This is a genomic window from Acinetobacter lwoffii (assembly GCF_024129595.1).
Lineage (GTDB): Bacteria > Pseudomonadota > Gammaproteobacteria > Pseudomonadales > Moraxellaceae > Acinetobacter > Acinetobacter lwoffii_O.
This window is the reverse complement of the sequence record NZ_JAMXXS010000010.1, coordinates 1-17,332: the sequence shown is the minus strand read 5'-3', so window position 1 is coordinate 17,332 and position 17,332 is coordinate 1. Positions and strand designations below refer to the sequence as shown.

The following is a 17,332-nucleotide window of genomic DNA, read 5'->3' as shown; positions in this document are numbered from 1 at the left end:
GTCTTTGATAAATATATATAATAAATATTATTAAGATGTGTTAAGTCTATAAATACAATCTTTTAGGTCTAATTTGGAGGGTATTTACACATGTTGATGTGCTTAAACCCGACTATTGTCGTGCTATTTCTCTATCAAGATTAGGTTAAGAATAATGCAACGGATCGTCACACTATCAAACGGTTTGTGAATTATTGATGGAGATCAGTCATGGCGCAGCCATATAGCGGAAAAGCCCAAAAAATATTAACCATATTCTTATATTTTTGGGTCGCATTTTTTGAAGGTTTTGACCTTCAAGCTCCCGGGATTGCAGCGAAAGGAATTGCGGCAAGCTTTAGTTTAGATCAAATCCAAATGGGCTATGTATTTAGTCTGGGTGTCTTTGGAATGCTGTTTGGTGCATTCTTTGGCGGACGTATTGCAGATTATCTAGGACAAAAGAAAGTCCTGATGCTTTCTGTGACTATTTTTGGTCTGTTCATGTCGCTGACTGCAATTGCGCCCAGCATCGAAGTTTTATATGCAGCGCGTTTCTTTACTGGTCTGGGTTTAGGTGCGGCAATGCCAACCATGATTTCAGTCGTCGGTGATGAAGCAACCGAAGCCAACCGTGGCAAGCTAAATAGTCTGATGTATTGTGGTTTACCGGTAGGGGCGATCTTTGTTGCCGGTCTGGCCATGCTGCTTCCAGAGATTCAATGGCAAACCTTATTCCTGATTGGGGGATTAACACCTTTAGCACTGATTCCATTAATGGCGTTTATTCTTAAAGATAAACCTAAGGTGAATGCGGAGGTTCAGGTCTCTGGAGAAGCTGTGCCGGGTATGGTTGAGGTGTTGTTCAAGCAGCAACAGTATAAAAATACAGTGCCTCTTTGGGTTGGTTTCTTTTTTACCTTGATGATCAATTATATTTTGATCAGCTGGTTACCTAACTTGCTTATGGAACAAGGTTTGCAGAAACAACAGGCATTTCTGGTGATGTTGGTGTTCCAGGTGGGCGCGGTTATTGGAACCCTGAGCCTAGGTTATTTACTGGATCGTTTAAAGCTTTGGCAAATGGCGACCATCATTTATAGTGGCTTGTTTGTTGCCTTGGTATTGTTATTCACCACAACTTCTATTCCGTTATTAATTTTGGCGGGAGTCATGGGTGGCATTTTCTCTACGGGTGGTCAATTTATTCTATATGGGATCTCACCGATTTTTTACTCAGGCGCAGGCAAAGTGACAGGCGTGGGCAGTGCGATCTCTTTAGGGCGTTTAGGGGCGATGACTGGACCATTATTAACTGGAAAAATTCTGGCATTAGGTTTGGGCACCACAGGTATTCTTGTGGCAAGTTTACCAGCAGTGGTCGTATCGGCAGTAGCCGTCACTGCACTATCACGTTATAAGGCTGCTCATAAGTAATTAATCATTGAGATCTATCAATACAAAAAGGGAATCTGAAAATTCCCTTTTTTATCGTCGAGACTTTTAATTGAATAAAGTCAGTCCATAAAATTTGCTAAAATATACGAATAGCAAACAGATTGATTTTTATATGGCTTATCAACTTATTCCACTCTCGATTCAGGCCACCGATAATATTGCTTGTCCGCATTGTCAGCACAACGTGATTGATTGGGCAGAAGAGCAATATGTGCAACCTTGTGAACATACCCTGTTTATTGCCATGGATATTGGCTTTGAATATATGACCGATGAATTCGAGCACAGCATGCCGCGTTCTGTAGATGATCTGCATGCCAATGATGATCAGGTGAATATGCTGGATGAAATCACCCAGGCGACTTATCCAGATTATCTGATCTATAAGTCTGATCTGGGCATAGATGGGTATTTCCGCTATGTGGGTTTTACTGCATAAATTATCATTAACAAAAAAGCGCCAATCGGCGCTTTTTTATATGGAAAGATTAACTTTCTATTTCTTCTTCGATTTCATCATCCGTAGTATCCATGCCCAGTTCTTTAAGCTTGCGCGTTAAAGTATTACGACCCCAACCTAAAAGTTCTGCGGCATGACGTTTACGGCCACGGGTTTGTTGCAAGGCTGCATTAATCAAGGTGCGTTCAAACATCGGCGTCGCAACATCCAGAAGTTTCATTTCACCGTTTTTGAGTTTCTGCATCGCCCATTGACCCAGTAATTCATCCCAGTGATGCGGTGCGATCTGGTTCAGCGTTGGAATTGGCGCGCCCGGATCCTGCTGATGAATTGGAATCTGTTTTAGTTCAGGTGGCAAGTCTTCAGGATAGACTTCACGGCCTGTGATCATTACTGTCAGCCAGCGACAGGTATTTTCAAGTTGACGTACGTTACCTTGCCACGGCAATTTTTGCATATATTCCTGGGTTTCAGGACGCAAAATCTTTGGATTGACCCCAAGTTCCTTCCCGGCACGTGCCAGAAAATGCTGCGCCAACATCGGAATATCTTCACTGCGATGTGCCAGTTTTGGAATATGAATACGAATTACATTCAGTCGATGATACAAGTCTTCACGGAAGCGACCCTCATGAACCAGTTTTTCCAGATCCTGATGTGTCGCTGCCACGATACGCACATCGACCTTAACCGGAATATGACCGCCAACTCGGTAAAATTCACCATCTGCGAGTACACGCAGTAAACGGGTCTGGGTCTCAAATGGCATATCGCCAATTTCATCTAAAAACAGCGTGCCGCCATTGGCCTGTTCAAAACGACCCTGACGTTGGGTGTTGGCACCGGTAAATGCCCCTTTTTCATGGCCGAACAGTTCAGTTTCGATCAGGTCTTTTGGAATCGCCGCCATATTGAGCGCAATAAAAGGTTTGGCACTACGTGGTGAATGACGATGCAAGGCATGAGCCACCAGTTCTTTACCCGTACCCGATTCACCATTAATCAACACGGTAATATGCGATTGTGATAAACGGCCAATGGCACGAAACACTTCCTGCATGGCAGGCGATTCACCAATAATCTCGGTAGATTGAATCGGTGGAGCCGCTTTTGCCGATTCTTGTTGCTGTAGCTTGGTGATATGTAAAATCGCACGATTCACCAGTGCCAATGCTTCATCAATATCAAAAGGCTTAGGTAAATATTCAAAAGCACCAGTTTGATAGCTGGATACAGCCGACTCTAAGTCTGAATGTGCCGTCATAATAATCACAGGCAAGTCAGGATAATTGTGTTTGACCTTGCCCAGGAAGGTAAGACCATCAATCCCAGGCATACGGATGTCGGTCAGAATCACATCGGGTGCTTCCAGACTCAGTTGATCCAGTGCAGATTGTGCTTCTTCAAAACTGGTAACATCCAGACCTTCTTCTTTAAAGGTCTTTTCCAGTACCCAGCGCATGGCACGATCGTCATCAATCACCCATATTTTATTTCGCGACATGATTTGACTCCCAAGGTAAATATAAGCTAAAGACGGTTTTTCCAGCCACAGACTGACACTCGATCATGCCGTTGTGCTGATGAATAATATTTTGAGCAATACTGAGGCCCAGTCCGGTCCCTTTGGCACGGCTGGTGACCAGCGGATAAAACACCGATTCGATAATCTCTTCCGGAACACCTGGGCCATTATCTTCAATATCAATCCGTACTACAGAGCGGTGAATCACCCCGTTAATGGTAAAGAGACGCTGAATCCGGGTTCTTAAAATCAGTTCCGGTTGATGTTCGACAAAGAATTGCTTGTTCTCGGTCATGGCCTGTACGGCATTGGCGCAAATATTCAAAATGACCTGAATCAATTGATCACGGTCTGCCAGCACTTCAGGCAAGGACAGGTCGTAATCCCGGGTAATCTTGATTTTCTTTTTGGTCTGATTGGCAATCAGTGAGCGTACTCGTTCCAGAGGTTCATGCACATTGACCAGCTCATAGCTCGGAAGCTGGCGTGAACCGAGCATGGTATCGGCCAGATTTCTCAGTCGATCCACTTCGCTAATAATAATGTCGGTAAATTCTTTGTATTGTGGATCATTCAAACTGCGTGCCAGGAGTTGAGTCGCCCCGCGAATGCCACCCAAGGGATTCTTGATTTCATGCGCAACACCGCGAATCAGCTGACGCGCTACCTGATGCTGTTGCAGCAGATTTTCTTCACGCGAGATTTTTAACATGCGATCGCGAGGATTGAGTTCAATGAGCAGCAACGGATGATAAGGTTTACCCAGATTTAGCTGAGAAACAGTGTAGTCAACATGAATGTCTTTAAAGTTGACCAGAATAGTGGCTTCGCGGCGTGTATAAGGTTGTCCCGTAGTTAAAGTATTATTCAGGGCTTCTTCGGTATTGAACTCATCTGTCGGGTTTTGCAAAATATTGAGCACAGATGTGCCGCTCGCGCGGAATAAGCTCACATCAAATAAGGCTTCACAGGCAGAATTCAGATAATAAATATTAAGATCGCGGTCTATCAATAAGATACACGTGGTCATATTGTCCACTAAAGCACGATAGTCGATCGGAATAATTTGATCCATTCGCGGGTTTGTTCCTGTATTAAAATGGCGCAATGGCATCTTCATAAAGCAATTTAATCAATTTTAAGTTCTGATTTGATGCAAGATGCACGCCAACTTTTATGACTAGAGATTATTTATTGCGATGAAATGCAGAAATGTGACAGAGCAACACAATTCATCTTAGATATAGCGGATTAAATTGAGGCTGTAAATCTAAAATGATTCATTTTGGTGCATTGGTAAGTATGTTGAATATTTTATGGCAATATTTTAGTGCATGATGCAAAGAGTCAGGTTTTCAACTATTTTTATGATGCGAAAAGACATACAATACGCGCATTCTAGTAGAGCGAAAATTCATGAAGTCCCCCAAAGTCGGTTTTGTATCTTTAGGTTGTCCTAAGGCATTGGTAGATTCTGAACGTATTTTAACCCAGTTAAAGACTGAAGGTTATGACGTCGCTTCGGATTATGACGGTGCTGATTTAGTTGTAGTAAATACCTGTGGTTTCATTGAATCCGCAGTGCAAGAATCGCTAGATGCGATTGGTGAGGCGATGAGCGCGAATGGTCGCGTGATCGTAACAGGTTGTCTAGGTAAAGACGAAGCCAAGATTCGCCAAATGCATCCCAATGTCCTGAAAGTGACAGGTGCAGCGGCATATAAAGAAGTTATGGATGCGGTTCATCAATACGTGCCTGAGCCGCCAAAACACAATCCATTTATTGATCTGGTTCCAGAACAAGGCATCCGCCTGACGCCAAAACATTATGCTTATCTGAAAATATCCGAAGGCTGCAACCATCGTTGTACTTTCTGTATTATTCCAAGCATGCGTGGCGATCTGGTCTCACGTCCAGTTGGTTCTGTGCTTGAAGAAGCTGCAGCGCTGAAACGTGCCGGTGTAAAAGAAGTACTCGTCATCTCCCAGGATACTTCTGCTTATGGCCTGGACACGAAATACAAGCTGGATTTCTGGAATGGCCAGCCGGTTAAAACCAAATTCTATGACATGTGTGAAGCATTAGGTCAGTTGGGAATCTGGGTGCGTTTGCACTATGTTTACCCGTATCCGCATGTAGATGCAGTAATTGACCTGATGGCACAAGGCAAAATCCTGCCTTATCTGGATATTCCATTCCAGCACGCAAGTCCAAAAATTCTCAAACTAATGAAACGACCTGCGCACAGTGAAAATACACTGGAGCGTTTGAAAATCTGGCGTGAGAAATGTCCTGATTTGGTACTCCGTTCAACATTTGTGGTGGGCTTCCCGGGTGAAACCGAAGAAGACTTCCAGATGCTATTGGACTGGTTGAAAGAAGCCCAGCTGGATCGTGTGGGATGTTTCACCTATTCGCCAGTTGAAGGTGCGACCGCAAATGATTTGCCAGATCACGTTCCTGAAGAAATTAAACAAGAGCGTTATGAGCGTTTCATGCAGGTTCAGCAAGAAATCTCGGCAGCCAAACTCCAAAAACGTATCGGTCAGACCATGACTGTGCTGGTAGATGACCTGGAAGACGAATTCCCGGTAGCGGTTGCGCGTTCTTATGCAGATGCACCTGAAATTGATGGCAATGTTTTTGTTGAAGATATCGATAAAAGCGTCATTAAGGCAGGGGATTTACTTGAAGTCGAGATTACCGATGCAGATGAATACGATCTGTACGCAAAACTCATTTCAATCAAGTCTGCTTAAGATTTTGAATTAAAAAAAATTAAATTGAATACTTTGGAGTTTGATGATGTTGGATTCTAAAAAGCCACGCTTTGGTCGCATCCTGTTAAAGCTTTCTGGTGAAGCGCTGGCAGGCAATAAAGACATGGGGATCGATGCACAAGTGCTCGATCAGATGTCACTTTCTATTGCGCACCTCGTGGGTTTAGGCGTACAAGTAGGTATTGTTGTGGGTGGTGGTAACCTGTATCGCGGTAGCCAGCTACAAAAAGATGGTCTAGTTGGTCGTGTAACTGGCGACCAGATGGGTATGCTAGCAACAGTCATGAACGGTTTGGCACTTCGCGACGCTTTGGTGCGCCGTAATATTAAAACCCGTTTAATGTCTGCATTGCCAATTGGTGCCGTGGTTGAGTCTTACTCAAGCCGTGATGCAATCCGTCACCTGACTCAGGGTGAAGTGTGTGTATTCGTGGCAGGTACAGGTAATCCGTTCTTTACGACAGATACAGCTGCCTGTTTACGTGGTATTGAAATCGAATCAGACTTGATCTTGAAAGCGACCAAAGTTGATGGCGTATATAATAAAGATCCAAGCAAATATGATGATGCGGTTAAATATGACACATTGACTTTTGACCAAGTTCTGGACGAAAAGCTGGGTGTGATGGACTTAACTGCAATCTGTTTATGTCGTGATCACAATGTGCCGCTACAAGTATTCGATATGAATAAATCTGGCGCATTGCTTTCCGTTGTGATGGGTGAAAAAGAAGGGACTCACGTTACCAATTAATGACGTGAGCACCAAAGCACTTTATACTACACGCTAATTTAGTAATAACCTCTTTTCAAGAATTAAGTAAGGAAGATCATATGATTAACGATCTTAAAAAAGACAGCGAAGACCGTATGAACAAAACTCTAGAATCTCTAGAGCATGGTTTTGCAAAAGTTCGTACCGGTCGTGCGCATCCATCAATTTTAAATAACGTGATGGTTTCTTACTATGGTTCAGACGTTCCATTGAACCAGGTGGCAAACGTAGGTGTTGAAGATTCACGTACTTTGTTAATCCAGCCTTTCGAACGTTCAATGGTTTCTGCAATTGATAAAGCGATTCGTGAATCTGATTTGGGTCTAAACCCAATTACAGCAGATGCGATTCGTGTACCGATGGCTGCGTTGACTGAAGAAACGCGTCGTGACATGCAAAAAGTTGCGCGTAATGAAGCAGAAAATGCCAAAGTAGCGATCCGTAACATTCGTCGTGATGTATTGGGCGATATCAAAGCTTTGTTGAAAGAAAAAGAAATTTCTGAAGATGAAGAGCGTCGTGCTGCTGACGAAATCCAGAAAATTACCGACAAATTTGTTGCTGAAGTTGACAAGCGCTTGGCTGCGAAAGAAGCTGAATTGATGAAGGTCTAATTCATCGATGACCGTTGCTGAAGAAAATCCCCGTCTTCCGAAACATGTTGCCATCATCATGGATGGCAACAATCGTTTTGCCAAAAAAAATCAGATGCAAAAAGGTGATGGACACCGTGAAGGAAAAACGGTTCTGGATCCGATTGTTGAACACTGTAAAAAAAGAAATATCCAGGCTTTAACTGTATTTGCCTTTTCAAGTGAAAACTGGAATCGTCCACAGTTTGAAGTTGAATTGCTCATGAAATTGCTGGTTGATACCATTCATGAACAATTGCCCCGCATGGAAAAATTCAATATTGCCTTACGCTTTATCGGTGATCGCAGCCGTTTGTCCCCAGAATTACAGGGACTTATGTTGTATGCCGAAGAAAGGACTGCTAATTTCAATAGTATGACACTCACTATTGCAATCAGTTATGGTGGTATGTGGGATATGGCACAAGCTGCACAGCGAATTGCCAGCGATGTTTTAACAAATAAATTAGATCTTGATGCAATTAATACTGATGTATTTGGTCAATATGTCAGCCTCGGTGATTTACCTGCAGTTGATCTGCTGATTCGTACGGGTGGAGATTTCCGTCTGTCGAATTTCCTGTTGTGGCAGGCAGCCTATGCAGAGCTTTATTTCACTGAGACGCTATGGCCAGAATTTACCGTTGAAGAACTTGATGATGCACTTGCCGTATTCGGTGGACGTGAACGTCGTTTTGGTAAAACATCAGAACAGATTCGTCAGGAAAAACTTGAGAATTAGTACATGTTTGAGCGGATTATAACCGCATTGGTGTTGGTAGCAGTTGTACTGAGCTGTATGTTTGCTACCGAATCACATTATCCAATGTTTGTATTGATGGTTCTTGCTGCTGGGGTGGCCGGTTATGAGTGGTTCAAACTCATGCCGCGAAAATTTAAACATGTCATCAAACCTGTTGCTTGGGGATATGGGGTGCTCACTGCAGCACTTTCCGCTTTGGCATTGTATTTTGCCGAAGTTGCCTTATTGTTATGGGTAGCTTCTATTATTACCTGGTTACTGAGTATTTACTGGGTTAAAACCTATCCTGAATATGATGGCTGGTATAACACTAGCCTACACGGAATCGGTGTAGTTCTGATTTCTGCTGCAGTTACTGCAATTTTCTCTGTCTGGCAAAGTTCACCGTGGTGGCTAATGTACCTGTTTCTACTGGTATGGGGCGCAGATAGTGGTGCATATTTTGTGGGTCGTAAACTCGGCAAGAAAAAGTTGGCGCCGAATGTTAGTCCTAACAAATCGGTAGAAGGACTTTACGGCGGTATCGTTACCTCAATGCTGATTGTAACGGCAGTTGCCTTGCTTTATCTGGATATGACCTGGCCAGAACTGACTTTATTCCTGATTTTATCTGTCGTTACGGTATTTAGTTCGGTACTGGGTGATCTGTTTGAATCCATGATCAAACGTCGTGCCGGTATTAAGGATTCAGGTCGCATTTTGCCAGGACATGGCGGGGTGCTGGATCGTATTGATTCTTTGCTTGCTGCAGCTCCGATCTTTGCAGCAGGTATGGCTGTTTTAAAACTTATTGGTGTAGATTTATAAATGTCACAAGCAGTTTGTATACTGGGTGCTACAGGTTCCATTGGTCAAAGTACTTTAAAAATCTTGCAGCGACATCCTGAAGCATACTCGGTTTTTGCTGTGACCGCGCAAAGTCGTATCGAGGAGCTGGTCGAAATTTGTCGGCAATACCGTCCTAAAATGGCGGTGGTGCCGGCTGAAAAAGTAGATGAACTTTCAAAACTACTTCAGCAACACCATTTATCTGATATTGAAATTCTGCAAGATGAAGCCGGCTTAATTGCTGTGGCTGAACACGCGGATGTTGATATCGTCATGGCGGCAATCGTTGGTGCTGCAGGATTGTTGCCGACATTGGCTGCAGTGAAAGCGGGTAAGCGAGTACTGCTGGCCAATAAAGAAGCTTTGGTGATGTCGGGTGACATCATGATGCAGGCAGCGCGCGATCATGGGGCATTACTGCTTCCCGTTGACTCTGAACATAACGCGATTTTCCAATGTCTGCCACAGCATTATTTTGAGGCAGAGCGTCATGGCAAGCCTAAACTGGGTGTATCCCAGATTCTGCTGACCGCGTCGGGTGGGCCGTTTCTGAACCACAGCATGCAGCAACTTGAAGAGGTTACACCTGCTCAAGCCTGCAAGCATCCTAACTGGTCCATGGGGCAAAAAATTTCAGTCGATTCTGCTACCTTAATGAATAAAGGTTTAGAATTGATCGAAGCCTGTCATTTGTTTGCAGTTCAAGAACAATTTGTTACAGTTGTTGTGCATCCACAGAGTATTATTCACTCCATGGTTCAATACGTTGATGGTTCGACTTTGGCACAAATGGGTAATCCGGATATGGGCACGCCTATTGCACATGCATTGGCATGGCCTGAGCGTATTAGTACGCATGTGGCGCCACTGGATCTGTTTATGCATTCACAACTTAATTTTCAAGAACCGGATATGCTCCGTTTCCCTGCATTAAAATTGGCCCGTCAGGCCATGCAGAGTGGCGGAATTGCACCGACAATTTTAAATGCGGCCAATGAAATTGCAGTTGCTGCATTTTTAAATCAACAGATCAGATTTACCCAAATTCCTCAGGTAGTTGAGCACGTCCTAAATCAGATGGACAATCAACCCGCACATGATCTGGAGGCTATCTTGCAAGCAGATCAAATGGCGCGAGGTTTATCACAGCAATATGTTGTGAATAAAGGAAGTTAAGATATGAATGCCTTGTTTATGATTGCCGCTGCAATTCTCTTACTCGGTCCCTTAATTGCGATTCACGAGTTCGGTCACTATATTGTGGCGCGTAAACTGGGCGTTAAAGTCTTGGTCTATTCGATTGGATTTGGGCCAACATTATTAAAATGGACCTCGAAAAAATCCGGAATTCAGTATCAATTGTCTGCCTTGCCTTTGGGTGGCTATGTCAAGATGCTGGATGAACGTGAAGGTAATGTCGCTGAAGAAGACTTACCCAAAGCCTTCAATCGTCAGCATCCTTGGAAGCGGATTGCCATCGTGGCAGCGGGACCGTTGATCAACCTGATTTTTGCAGTCCTTCTGTTCTGGGTGTTGTTTTTACCGGCACAAGAACAGCTCAATACCCGGGTAGGCAAAGTTTTACCAAATACACCTGCTGCAACAGTACAAATGCAGCCGGGCGACAAAATTATAGCTGTGGATGGTACTCAGGTAGAAACTTGGGAAAAACTCAGTTATGCCTTGGTGGATCGTGTTGGTGAAACTGGCGTGGTTTCTATTCAGGCAGATCGTGCTGGTGAAAACAAACTGTTCCAGTTGCCGATTCAAAACTATTTAAAAGATCAAAGTCAATCGCCACTTGAAAGTTTGGGTTTCTTGCCTTATCGGCCAGAAATTCCGGCTGTAATTAGCAAACTGAGTGAAGATGGTGCAGCCATCCGTCAAGGTTTGAAAGAAGGCGACAAGATTCTGGCTATTGACGGCGTTCAGATGAAAGACTGGTTTGATGTGGTGCAGGTGGTACAGGCATCTCCAGAAAAATTACTCAAAATGGATGTACTACGCGAAAATCAGGTGGTTCAGCTGGAAGTCATGCCACAAGGTAAACGTGACAATATGGGCAATGTGACTGGTATGCTGGGCGTACAAAGCGATCCGGGTAAACTGAACATTCCTGCAGAATATAAACAGACCATTCATTACTCGCTAGGCGAAGCACTGGTAATGGCATTTGATAAAACAGCACATTTATCTTCGATGATTCTGAACTCGATTGTCAAAATGGTACGCGGTCTGATTGGTCTGGATAATTTATCAGGTCCAATTACCATTGCCAAAGTGGCAGGACAAAGCGCAGAAATGGGCTGGGAAACTTTTATTTCCTTTATGGCGCTAATGAGTGTAAGTTTAGGAATATTAAATCTACTACCCATTCCAATGCTTGATGGCGGACATCTGGTTTACTATTTTGTTGAATTAATTCGTGGTAAACCTGTTTCCGAACAAATACAATTGGTTGGACTAAAAATTGGTATGGTACTGCTCGGCAGTATGATGCTTCTGGCATTATTTAATGATTTTATGCGTTTATAACAACGTAAATGGAATAAATTAACAGCGGAAAAGACTGGCATGCAGCACACACATTTATTTATGCCTCTGGCACTCGTTAGTGCAATGGCAGTAGCACAACAAGTATATGCAGCAGATGAATTCATTGTACAAGATATAAAATTTGATGGATTAGTACGTTTAACTCCTGACAATGTGTATGGCCTAGTGCCAATTAACAGTGGTGATCGGGTCAATGATCCAATCATTGCCAATGCAATTCGTAGCATGTATGCATCAGGCCTGTTTGATGACATTAAAGCCGTTCAGCAGGGCAATACCTTGGTTTTCCAAGTGGTTGAACGCCCGGTTATTTCGAAAATCGAATTGAAAGGCAATAAGCTGATTCCTAAGGAAGCACTTGAAGAAGGCCTGAAAAAAATGGGTCTGGCTGAAGGCGAAGTGCTGAAAAAATCAGCACTGCAAACCATTGAAACTGAACTTGAACAGCAATACATGCAGCAAGGTCGTTATGATGCCGATATTACGGTCACCACGACGCCTCGACCAAATAACCGTGTTGAATTGCTGATTGATTTTATTGAAGGTAAAGCGGCCAAAGTTTTCGATATCAATATTATCGGGAATACTGTATTTAAAGAGTCTGATATCAAGCAGGCTTTTGCCGTAAAAGAAAGTGGCTGGAGTTCGGTCATTTCCCGTAATGACCGTTATGCACGTGAAAAGATGGCGGCAAGCCTAGAAGCTTTGCGTGCCATGTATCTGAATCGCGGCTATATCAACTTTAATATTACCAATTCCAGCCTTAATTTGAGTGAAGATAAAAAGAATGTTTTTATCGAAGTTTCTGTGGATGAAGGCGAGCAATTTAAATTTGGTCAAACCAAATATTTAGGTGATGCACTTTATAAGACTGAAGAATTGCAGGCTTTACAAATTTTCAAAGAAGGCGAAATTTATTCGCAGGAAAAAGTTAACGCGGTTAAGCAGTTATTACAGCGTAAGTATGGTAACGCAGGTTATTACTATGCAGAAGTTAACATTGTTCCTCAAATTAACAACGAAACCAAACTGGTTGATCTAAATTATTATATTAATCCGGGGCAGCAAGTCACGGTACGACGTATTAATTTTACTGGTAATACTAAAACTGCGGATGAAGTATTACGTCGTGAAATGCGCCAAATGGAAGGTGCACTTGCAAGCAATGAAAAGATTGACCTGTCTAAGGTTCGTCTGGAGCGTACCGGGTTCTTTAAAACTGTCGATATCAAACCTGCACGTATTCCGGGTGCGCCAGATCAGGTGGACTTGAATGTTGCCGTTGAAGAGCAGCATTCAGGAACCAGTACTCTTGCAGTTGGTTTCTCGCAAAGCGGTGGTGTAACTTTCCAGGCAGGTTTAAGTCAAACCAACTTCCTGGGTACAGGGAATAGTGTTTCAATCGATTTGTCGCGTTCTGAAACGCAAGATTATTATAACTTGAGCGTGATGGACCCGTACTTCACCATTGATGGTGTGCGTCGCGGCTATAACATGTATTACCGTAAAACCAAGCTTGATGATGACTATAACGTCAACAACTATGTGACGGATAGTTTTGGTGGTGGGATTAACTTTGGTTATCCAATTGATGAAAATCAAAGTGTTAGTTTGGGTCTGAATGTTGATCAGACGGATGTAACCACTGGTCCATATGTGTCGACTTATGTTGCTGATTATTTGGAACGTAATGGCGGAAAAGAAACAAAAAGTGGTGAGTATTGTCCTCAAGCATTAGTTCCAATTAAAGATTCTGCTGGGAATGTTACTGGTTACCAGCCTTGCCCTAATCCAGTTCCATATGGTCAAGAATTCCAGGGTGATTTTTTGACTTATAACCTTAATTTAGGTTGGTCTTATAATACCTTAAATAGACCGATGTTCCCGACAACGGGTATGTCACATCGTGTCAATGCTGAAATTGCCTTGCCAGGTAGTGATGTCGAGTATCAAAAAGTCACTTATGACGCTCAGGCATTTTTCCCATTAGGCAAAGATTTTGTCCTGCGCGGTTATGGTAAGTTGGGTTATGGTAATGACTTGCCATTCTACAAGAATTTCTATGCAGGTGGTTTTGGTTCGGTTCGTGGTTATGAAAATAGTACATTAGGTCCTAAATATCCAGGTGTATATTTCTCTGATACAGGTCAAACGGATCCTTCTCCTGAGGAAGTAGGTGGTAATGCACTAATTCAATTTGGTACCGAATTAGTGCTTCCAGTACCATTTAAAGGGGATTGGGCACGTCAGGTTCGTCCAGTCATCTTTGCTGAAGGTGCACAAGTGTTTGATACCCAATGTGATGTATCAAATGAAAATATTTTCGTTAATGGCACTTCAGTAAATGGAAAGCAGTACTGTAAAGATAACTTCGGTTTCGATGCAGATAATATGCGCTATAGCGTGGGTGCAGGTTTCACCTGGATCACTATGATTGGACCATTATCACTTAGCTATGCTTATCCGTTGAATAAAAAAGACGGTGATGATACTAAAAACATCCAGTTCGAAATTGGACGTACTTTCTAAAATCGTTTTGACCTAGAAACTAAATTTTGCTCATAAAGCCTTTAGGTTTTGTGAGCAAATTTTTTTGAATGAGTAAGAATATGAAAAAAATGATTATGGCAATGAGCCTGGCTTTGGCAAGTGTTGCTCCTTTGACTCAAGCGGCTAGCATGGGGGTAATTGACTTGGAGCGTGTGGTTGAAGGTAGTACATATCTGAAACAACAAAACACGATATTTCAGCAAAAAATTCAGCCACAAACCACCAAGATTGAGCAACTCAGCAAAGAGCTAGAAGCTTTGCAGCAACGTGCTCAATCCAATACCAAGCTCAGTGAAACTGAAAAACAGAAAATGTCTGCGCAATATCAGGCTAAGTTACAAGAATTGAATCAGTTACAGCAATCTGTACAGACGAATGTCCAAAGCTCGATTCAGCAGATCCGAATTGTATTTGATGCACGGGTAAAGCAAATTGCTGAACAATTGCGTAGAGAAAACAACCTGGATGTGGTTTTAAATAAAAATTCAGCGCTTGCTTATGATGCTAAATATGATTTAACTGATAAAATGATTCAAAAGGTTAATGCAATTAAATAATCAATGAATCATCAACAGCTTCAGTTAGCTGATCTCGCTCGCCTGGTTCAGGGCGAGTGCATAGGTCAGACAGATTTACGTTTGAGCGCTTTGGCCAGTCTTGAACAGGCAACTTCACACGATCTGGCATTTGTGAATGTCGATAAATATGTAGAGCAGGCCAATCAAAGTCAGGCAGGTGCTTTAATTGTCACGGCTGAACTAAAACAACAGATAACTTCACATCAAAACTTTATTGTTGTGGCAAATCCCTATCTGGCTTTCGCGATTCTGACGCATGTCTTTGAGAAAAAACATCGCCAGCGCGGCATTGAGAGTACTGCTCAAATTCACCCGTCGGCAGTGATTGCGGACGATGCTTATATTGGTCATTATGTGGTGATTGGTGAGCATTGTGTCGTGGGTGCGAATACGATTGTTCAGGCGCATGTGCAGATCGATGATGAGGTCGAGATCGGTCAGGACTGTTTTATTGACTCACATGTGACCCTCGCCGGCACAGCAAAAATTGGTAATCGGGTACGTATTCATGCCAATAGCGTGATTGGCAGCGAAGGGTTTGGTTTTGCACCTTATCAGGGTAAATGGCACCGTATTGCGCAATTAGGTTCTGTACGCATTGAGGATGATGTGCGTATTGGGTCAAATTGTAGCGTAGACCGTGGTGCGCTGGATGATACGATTTTGCAACAGGGTGTTATCATTGATAATCTTGTGCAAATCGCGCATAACGTTAAAATTGGTGCACATACCGCCATTGCTGCAAAAACTGCGGTAGCAGGAAGTACCTCGATTGGCAAAAACTGTATCATTGGTGGTGCTTCCGCGATTTCTGGACACTTGAATATTGCCGATAATGTGACGTTGACCGGAATGTCAATGGTGACAAATAATATTTCTGAAGCTGGAAAATATTCATCCGGGATTGGTCTGTTTGAAAACCAGAAATGGAAACGTACCGTGGTTCGCCTCAGACAATTAGCAGATGTGCCATTGACCCAGGTGATCAAACGACTAGATCATATGCAATCTCAGATTGAGTCCATTGAATCAACATTTAAGTTGCGTAAATAATTATGATGACAGAGTCGAATTTGCCTACATTCACGAAGCCTGAATTGCCAATGAATATTCAAAAGATTCGTGAATATTTGCCCCATCGCTATCCATTTTTATTGGTTGATCGCGTTGTCGAAATTACCGATAATGGCATTGTTGGTTATAAAAACGTCTCAATTAATGAAGAGTTTTTACAGGGTCATTTTCCGAATTATCCAATTATGCCGGGTGTACTGATTGTTGAAGCGCTGGCACAAATCTCTGGAATTCTGGGTTTTGTGATGAATAACGAAGTGCCAAGTGAGGGTTCTTTGTTCCTGTTTGCCGGTGCGGAAAAAGTTAGATTTAAAAAACAGGTGGTTGCAGGTGACCAATTGGTTTTAAAATCTGAATTAGTGATGCAAAAGCGGGGCATTTACAAATATAATTGTATTGCCACTGTAGATGGCGTCGTCGCAACAACCGCGGAAATTATGGTTTCGCATCAAAAAGTCGAGCAGGCATGAGCAATAATCCCCTTATTCATCCAACTGCCATTATTGACCCGTCAGCAGTCATTGCTGCTGATGTAGAAATTGGCCCATATTGTATTATCGGGCCAAATGTCACTATTGGTGCGGGTAGCAAACTTCATTCACACGTGGTGGTGGGTGGCTATACGCGTATAGGTGAATATAATGAAATTTTCCAGTTCGCCAGTGTAGGCGAGGTGTGTCAGGATCTTAAGTATGCTGGTGAAGAAACCTGGCTTGAGATTGGCGATCACAACAAGATTCGTGAGCATTGCAGTCTGCATCGTGGTACGGTTCAGGACCAGAGCCTGACCAAGATCGGTAGTCATAACCTGCTCATGGTCAATACTCATATTGCACATGACTGTATGGTTGGAGATTATAATATCTTTGCCAATAACGTCGGTGTGGCTGGACATGTCCATGTCGGGGATTACGTCGTCATTGGCGGAAACTCGGGCATTCATCAGTTCTGTAAGATTGATTCTTATAGCATGATTGGTGGTGCATCACTGATTCTGAAAGATGTACCGGCTTATGTGATGGTTTCAGGTAATCCTGCGCATGCATTTGCCATGAATATTGAAGGTATGCGTCGTAAAGGCTGGTCAAAGACAGTGATTAGCGGTTTACGTGATGCCTTTAAACTGATTTATAAATCAGGTTTAACAACTCAGGAAGCAATCGAGCAGATCCGTACAGGAATTTTGCCGGAAGTGGCTGAAGTACAACGTCTAATTGACTCTCTTGAACAGTCGAAGCGCGGCATTGTGCGCTAAATGTTTGAGGTAATAAAAAAGACACCTGAAGGTCACTGCTGTCCCATAGTTTGCTTTAAATAAAAAAACCTGAGTCCTAACAGTTAAAATATGAGTGCAAACAAACACTTTAACGACC

At 42.9% G+C, this 17,332-nt stretch carries 16 protein-coding genes; 14 read left to right on the top strand and 2 right to left on the bottom strand.

Annotation, left to right across the window (positions count from 1 at the left end; all coding sequences use genetic code 11):
• The first annotated feature begins 210 nt into the window (after nt 1–210).
• Entirely contained in the window at nt 211–1,416 is a 1,206-nt protein-coding gene (gene mhpT, locus NI466_RS06885) for a 3-(3-hydroxy-phenyl)propionate transporter MhpT (RefSeq protein WP_253173170.1), read from the top strand.
• Between the two features lie 133 nt (nt 1,417–1,549).
• The gene (locus NI466_RS06880; RefSeq protein ID WP_005100855.1) at nt 1,550–1,876 is read left to right on the top strand and encodes a hypothetical protein; all 327 of its coding nucleotides are present in this window, start codon (nt 1,550–1,552) and stop codon (nt 1,874–1,876) included.
• Nucleotides 1,877–1,925: 49 nt separating this feature from the next.
• On the opposite strand, the gene glnG is transcribed toward NI466_RS06880, so the two are convergent.
• Nucleotides 1,926–3,401 (bottom strand): nitrogen regulation protein NR(I), encoded by a 1,476-nt coding sequence (gene glnG, locus NI466_RS06875; protein WP_253173169.1) that lies wholly within the window; start codon nt 3,399–3,401, stop codon nt 1,926–1,928.
• Nucleotides 3,388–4,497, bottom strand: a complete 1,110-nt coding sequence (gene glnL, locus NI466_RS06870) for a nitrogen regulation protein NR(II) (protein WP_253173168.1) — start codon at nt 4,495–4,497, stop codon at nt 3,388–3,390. Before glnL ends, glnG begins: the two co-directional genes overlap by 14 nt.
• A 341-nt stretch (nt 4,498–4,838) precedes the next feature.
• Here glnL and rimO point away from each other — a divergent pair, with 341 nt between their 5' ends.
• From rimO to lpxA, 12 genes are all read left to right on the top strand, one after another.
• Complete coding sequence (gene rimO / locus NI466_RS06865; RefSeq protein WP_253173167.1) at nt 4,839–6,182, top strand: 30S ribosomal protein S12 methylthiotransferase RimO; 1,344 nt, start codon at nt 4,839–4,841, stop codon at nt 6,180–6,182.
• Nucleotides 6,183–6,228: 46 nt separating this feature from the next.
• The gene (gene pyrH, locus NI466_RS06860) at nt 6,229–6,957 is read left to right on the top strand and encodes a UMP kinase (protein WP_004279886.1); all 729 of its coding nucleotides are present in this window, start codon (nt 6,229–6,231) and stop codon (nt 6,955–6,957) included.
• Nucleotides 6,958–7,037: 80 nt separating this feature from the next.
• Nucleotides 7,038–7,592, top strand: a complete 555-nt coding sequence (frr, locus tag NI466_RS06855) for a ribosome recycling factor (protein ID WP_004279885.1) — start codon at nt 7,038–7,040, stop codon at nt 7,590–7,592.
• Between the two features lie 7 nt (nt 7,593–7,599).
• Nucleotides 7,600–8,352, top strand: coding sequence for a polyprenyl diphosphate synthase (uppS, locus tag NI466_RS06850; protein WP_253173166.1), 753 nt, complete (start codon nt 7,600–7,602; stop codon nt 8,350–8,352).
• 3 nt (nt 8,353–8,355) lie between these two features.
• Nucleotides 8,356–9,180 (top strand): phosphatidate cytidylyltransferase, encoded by an 825-nt coding sequence (locus tag NI466_RS06845; RefSeq protein WP_247143545.1) that lies wholly within the window; start codon nt 8,356–8,358, stop codon nt 9,178–9,180.
• On the top strand, nt 9,181–10,377 hold the full coding sequence (gene ispC, locus NI466_RS06840; RefSeq protein ID WP_253173165.1) for a 1-deoxy-D-xylulose-5-phosphate reductoisomerase: 1,197 nt from the start codon (nt 9,181–9,183) through the stop codon (nt 10,375–10,377).
• A gap of 3 nt (nt 10,378–10,380) precedes the next feature.
• On the top strand, nt 10,381–11,736 hold the full coding sequence (rseP, locus tag NI466_RS06835) for an RIP metalloprotease RseP (protein WP_253173164.1): 1,356 nt from the start codon (nt 10,381–10,383) through the stop codon (nt 11,734–11,736).
• A gap of 39 nt (nt 11,737–11,775) precedes the next feature.
• Nucleotides 11,776–14,286, top strand: coding sequence for an outer membrane protein assembly factor BamA (gene bamA / locus NI466_RS06830; protein ID WP_247143548.1), 2,511 nt, complete (start codon nt 11,776–11,778; stop codon nt 14,284–14,286).
• 80 nt (nt 14,287–14,366) lie between these two features.
• Nucleotides 14,367–14,864 carry an OmpH/Skp family outer membrane protein gene (locus NI466_RS06825; protein ID WP_219309551.1) on the top strand — a complete coding sequence of 166 codons (498 nt, stop codon included), beginning with the start codon at nt 14,367–14,369 and terminating at the stop codon, nt 14,862–14,864.
• Nucleotides 14,865–14,867: 3 nt separating this feature from the next.
• On the top strand, nt 14,868–15,938 hold the full coding sequence (gene lpxD, locus NI466_RS06820) for a UDP-3-O-(3-hydroxymyristoyl)glucosamine N-acyltransferase (RefSeq protein WP_253173163.1): 1,071 nt from the start codon (nt 14,868–14,870) through the stop codon (nt 15,936–15,938).
• Between the two features lie 5 nt (nt 15,939–15,943).
• On the top strand, nt 15,944–16,429 hold the full coding sequence (gene fabZ, locus NI466_RS06815) for a 3-hydroxyacyl-ACP dehydratase FabZ (RefSeq protein ID WP_026055766.1): 486 nt from the start codon (nt 15,944–15,946) through the stop codon (nt 16,427–16,429).
• Nucleotides 16,426–17,214, top strand: coding sequence for an acyl-ACP--UDP-N-acetylglucosamine O-acyltransferase (gene lpxA, locus NI466_RS06810; protein WP_004279876.1), 789 nt, complete (start codon nt 16,426–16,428; stop codon nt 17,212–17,214). Before fabZ ends, lpxA begins: the two co-directional genes overlap by 4 nt.
• Nucleotides 17,215–17,332 lie beyond the last annotated feature (118 nt).